Source organism: Providencia sp. JGM181, assembly GCF_018257375.1.
GTDB lineage: Bacteria > Pseudomonadota > Gammaproteobacteria > Enterobacterales > Enterobacteriaceae > Providencia > Providencia lanzhouensis.
Genome location: NZ_JAERJY010000210.1, coordinates 1 through 3,961, shown reverse-complemented (window position 1 = coordinate 3,961; position 3,961 = coordinate 1). Strand labels below are relative to the sequence as shown.

The following is a 3,961-nucleotide window of genomic DNA, read 5'->3' as shown; positions in this document are numbered from 1 at the left end:
GTGAATGCATAGCGCAAAAAATGATCAAATAAAATAATAGCAAATAAAATTCATTAAGTTTTTAACAAAATATAATTCAATGATAAATAAGGACTTATATATTGAAATTGAAATAGCATTAATATTAAAATATCGATAAGATCACATTTCTTTCATAAAACCATCTCACCAACGAAAAGTACCAGCTTTCCTTTGGAAAATCTCTTTTAAAACCCCACAGAAAACGATTCAATTAGTAAACACAAAACAAACATAAAATTAACATTATTCAAGCTTGCAACCTTTGTACGCCGACAACCCGCAAGCCCTCTTTGTTCTAAAACGAGGTAGACATGAAACCAGAAGATTTTCGTTCCGATGCTAAGCGCCCATTTAATAGCCAAGAATATCTAAAAAGTTTACAAGATGGTCGCGAGATTTATATCTATGGTGAGCGTGTTAAAGATGTCACCACGCACCCTGCTTTTCGTAACTCAGCAGCTTCTATAGGACAGTTATATGATGCGCTTCATGATAAATCGACTCATGACCAGCTTTGCTGGGGCACAGATACAGGCAACGGCGGGTATACACACAAATTCTTCCGCTTCGCAAAAAGTGCAGATGACCTACGCCAACAACGCGACGCCATCGCAGATTGGTCACGCCAAAGCTACGGATGGATGGGACGCACTCCAGACTATAAGGCGGCATTCGCCAGCTGTTTAGGCGCTAACCCAGAATATTACGGCCAGTTTGCCGACAACGCCCGCAACTGGTACAAACGTATTCAAGAGAGCGGTTTATACTTTAACCATGCGATTGTTAACCCACCAATCGATCGCCATAAGCCTGCCGATGAAGTTAAAGATGTTTATATAAAGCTAGAAAAAGAAACTGATGCAGGTATTATCGTCAGCGGTGCAAAAGTTGTTGCAACCAACTCTGCGTTAACACACTACAACTTTATCGGTTTTGGTTCTGCACAAGTCATGGGTGATAACCCTGATTTTGCGCTGATGTTTGTTGCGCCAATGGATGCGGACGGTGTGAAATTAATTTCCCGTGCATCTTACGAGTTAGTTGCTGGTGCAACAGGAGCTCCGTTTGATTATCCGTTATCAAGCCGTTTTGATGAGAATGATGCCATTCTGGTCATGGATCACGTGTTAATTCCATGGGAAAACGTGCTGATTTATCGTGATTTCGACCGTGCTCGTAACTGGGCGGTACAAGGTGGCTTTGCTCGCCTGTTCCCATTACAAGCTTGTGTACGTTTAGCCGTCAAACTGGACTTCATCACAGGTCTTCTGCAAAAGAGCCTTGAATGTACGGGTGTTATTGATTTCCGTGGTGTTCAAGCGGATCTCGGTGAAGTGGTCGCTTGGCGTAACCTGTTCTGGTCACTGACTGATGCTATGTGTTCAGAAGCAAAAGCTTGGGAAGGCGGCGCGTTCCTGCCAGATACTCAAGCCATCCAAACGTATCGTGTTATGGCACCAATGGCCTACACCAAAATCAAAAATATCATCGAAAGTAACGTAACAAGTGGTTTGATCTATCTGCCATCAAGCGTTCGTGATATGAATAACCCAGAGATTGATAAATATCTGGCAAAATATGTTCGCGGTTCAAATGGGATGGATCACGTTGAACGTATTAAAATTTTAAAATTAATGTGGGATGCTATCGGCAGTGAATTCGGTGGTCGTCACGAACTGTATGAAATTAACTACGCAGGAAGCCAAGATGAAATTCGTCTGCAATGTCTGCGTCATGCATACGGTTCTGGCAACATGAAAGCCATGACTGACATGGTTGACCGCTGCCTGTCTGACTATGATCAGCACGGCTGGAAGCGCCCTCACCTGCACAACAACAACGATATTAATCTGTTAGATTCGCTGCTGAAGTAATCGGCAGCAGGAGGTCAAAATGTCTTTAGAAAATGAACATCGCTTACGTTTCAGAGATGCGATGGCAAGTCTCGGTGCCGCTGTTAACATCGTCACCACGGATGGTCCAGAAGGTCGTTGCGGTATTACTGCCACTGCGGTTTGTTCTGTGACTGATACGCCACCGACTTTGATGGTATGCGTTAACCGCAACAGCTCTATGAATGCGGTTTTTCAAAAGAATGGCCGCCTATGCGTTAACGTTCTCAACCATGATCAAGAAGATTTAGCTTGTCACTTTGCGGGCATGAAAGGCTCGACAATGGATGAGCGCTTTGGATGGGATATGTGGGATAAAGGTATTTTAGAACAACCATTGTTAAGAAATGCCCTTGCTAATCTTGAAGGTGAAATTACCCAAGTACAAGATATTGGTACTCACTCTGTCTATATGGTTGAGATGAAAAAGATTGTTGTTAGCGATGATGGACATGGCTTGGTCTATTTTAAACGTAAATTCCATCCCGTTTTGCATAAAATCTTAGAGCATACAGCCTAATTTAACCTCCATTTTATTACGCTATTCTAAGCCCCTAAATACATCATTTAGGGGCTTTTTTATTATATCTATCGAATGTAACTTTCTTAAATCAAATCCATTATCAGACAATTTCTGTCTAATTGACACCGACCAAATTAGAGGTATACACTGGAAAAATACTTATATGACATCCTAATAAATAAAATAAAACAAAATATGAAATATCTTATAAATAATATTATTTATGACAGCCATCAGGGGTTGTTATATCGCGATAATATCGGCGATGCAATTAAACTAACTACCACACTAAACCGCTTATTATTGGTGTTAGTGCAAAATAATGGTGAGGTTTTAGATCGTGAAACATTATTAAGCCGAGTGTGGGATGAACATAACCAAGTTGCATCCGATAATAACCTTAACAGTAGCATTTCTGTTTTACGCCGTCATTTGTCCTCATTTTGTGAGGATGAAATAATTACGACTATACCTAAAGTGGGTATCAAGCTTAATGCGCAATTGCAGTTGCTATCATCAGAATTAAATCATGATGTCCAGCAAAAAGAACCTCAAAAAATATTACTTAATGAACCACATAAAGCAGCCGTTATAGAAGAAATACCAAAAGAAAAAGCGCAAACAGTAAAGAAAAAAAGTTACATTCTCAATAACCGTTTTATTGAGCTAGCCTTAGTTGTGATTATTATTTTTTGCTTACTTTATCTTTTTAAAAGCTATTTTTTTGCTACGCGAACAGAATATCCTGAGGTGGGTCGCATTGATCAGTGCAGCATACGCTATATTAATAGTTACCATAAACCCGATACGACGACGATTAGTTTTACTGATTTACAAAATCAGTTAACACGGTTAAACATTGATTGCAAAAAACCGGCTACATTATTTTATTACAATGTTGGAATCGTCACGAATGATAAAAACCTCTATGATAACTTTTTATTTTTATCTTATTGTCCTAACACCCCCAAAGATAGTACAACAGTGAGTTGTGAGAATTTTTATGTCAAATAAGAAATCTATCAGGGCTTTTTGGCTACTGATTATTTCAACCATCTTAGTCTTCATTAGTAGCTATGTTTATTATAAAAACAACACGGCCATTGTTCCGAGTTGCAGAGCAACACTGAAAATTGATATTTCAGATAGCCGTTCAGACTTAAAAGGCTATTACCTACTTAGTATTATTCCAAATGAGCATGACCCTGAGCATCATACCTTTGTGATGAATGGAACCATTAGCAACGATGGTAAAAGTTATGTTATCGCTCGCAAATTTTATATGAAATATGTCTACCAAGGCGGGCATTTTTTCTCACAAGTCGAACGAGTTGTTATTGATCCTAATGACCAAGCTCAAAATAAAATAAAAATACGGGGTATTCCGCAAGAAGGGCAAATTTATTTTGTAAACATAAAGCGTTTGAGTGAAAAAAACTATATTTTTGAAGAGAACTTCTCCCCTCTTTTTATTTGCACAATTTAATTTAAATCAGCAAACATTTCATCATGACAAATATAGAGC

At 38.9% G+C, this 3,961-nt stretch carries 4 protein-coding genes; all 4 read left to right on the top strand.

The genetic code is table 11. The features are described 5' to 3' along the window. Window positions 1–332: 332 nt before the first annotated feature. The 4 genes from hpaB to JK188_RS16675 all read left to right on the top strand — a co-directional run bounded on the left by hpaB (window position 333) and on the right by JK188_RS16675 (window position 3,922). Complete coding sequence (gene hpaB / locus JK188_RS16690; protein WP_108479482.1) at window positions 333–1,895, top strand: 4-hydroxyphenylacetate 3-monooxygenase, oxygenase component; 1,563 nt, start codon at window positions 333–335, stop codon at window positions 1,893–1,895. Between the two features lie 19 nt (window positions 1,896–1,914). After that, window positions 1,915–2,433, top strand: a complete 519-nt coding sequence (gene hpaC / locus JK188_RS16685; RefSeq protein ID WP_036953999.1) for a 4-hydroxyphenylacetate 3-monooxygenase, reductase component — start codon at window positions 1,915–1,917, stop codon at window positions 2,431–2,433. A 198-nt stretch (window positions 2,434–2,631) separates the two neighbouring features. After that, complete coding sequence (locus JK188_RS16680; RefSeq protein WP_211886590.1) at window positions 2,632–3,450, top strand: winged helix-turn-helix domain-containing protein; 819 nt, start codon at window positions 2,632–2,634, stop codon at window positions 3,448–3,450. Next, a complete protein-coding gene (locus tag JK188_RS16675; RefSeq protein ID WP_036953993.1) occupies window positions 3,440–3,922 on the top strand; it encodes a FidL-like protein in 483 nt (160 codons plus the stop codon). The genes JK188_RS16680 and JK188_RS16675 overlap by 11 nt, the downstream gene beginning before the upstream one ends. Window positions 3,923–3,961 lie beyond the last annotated feature (39 nt).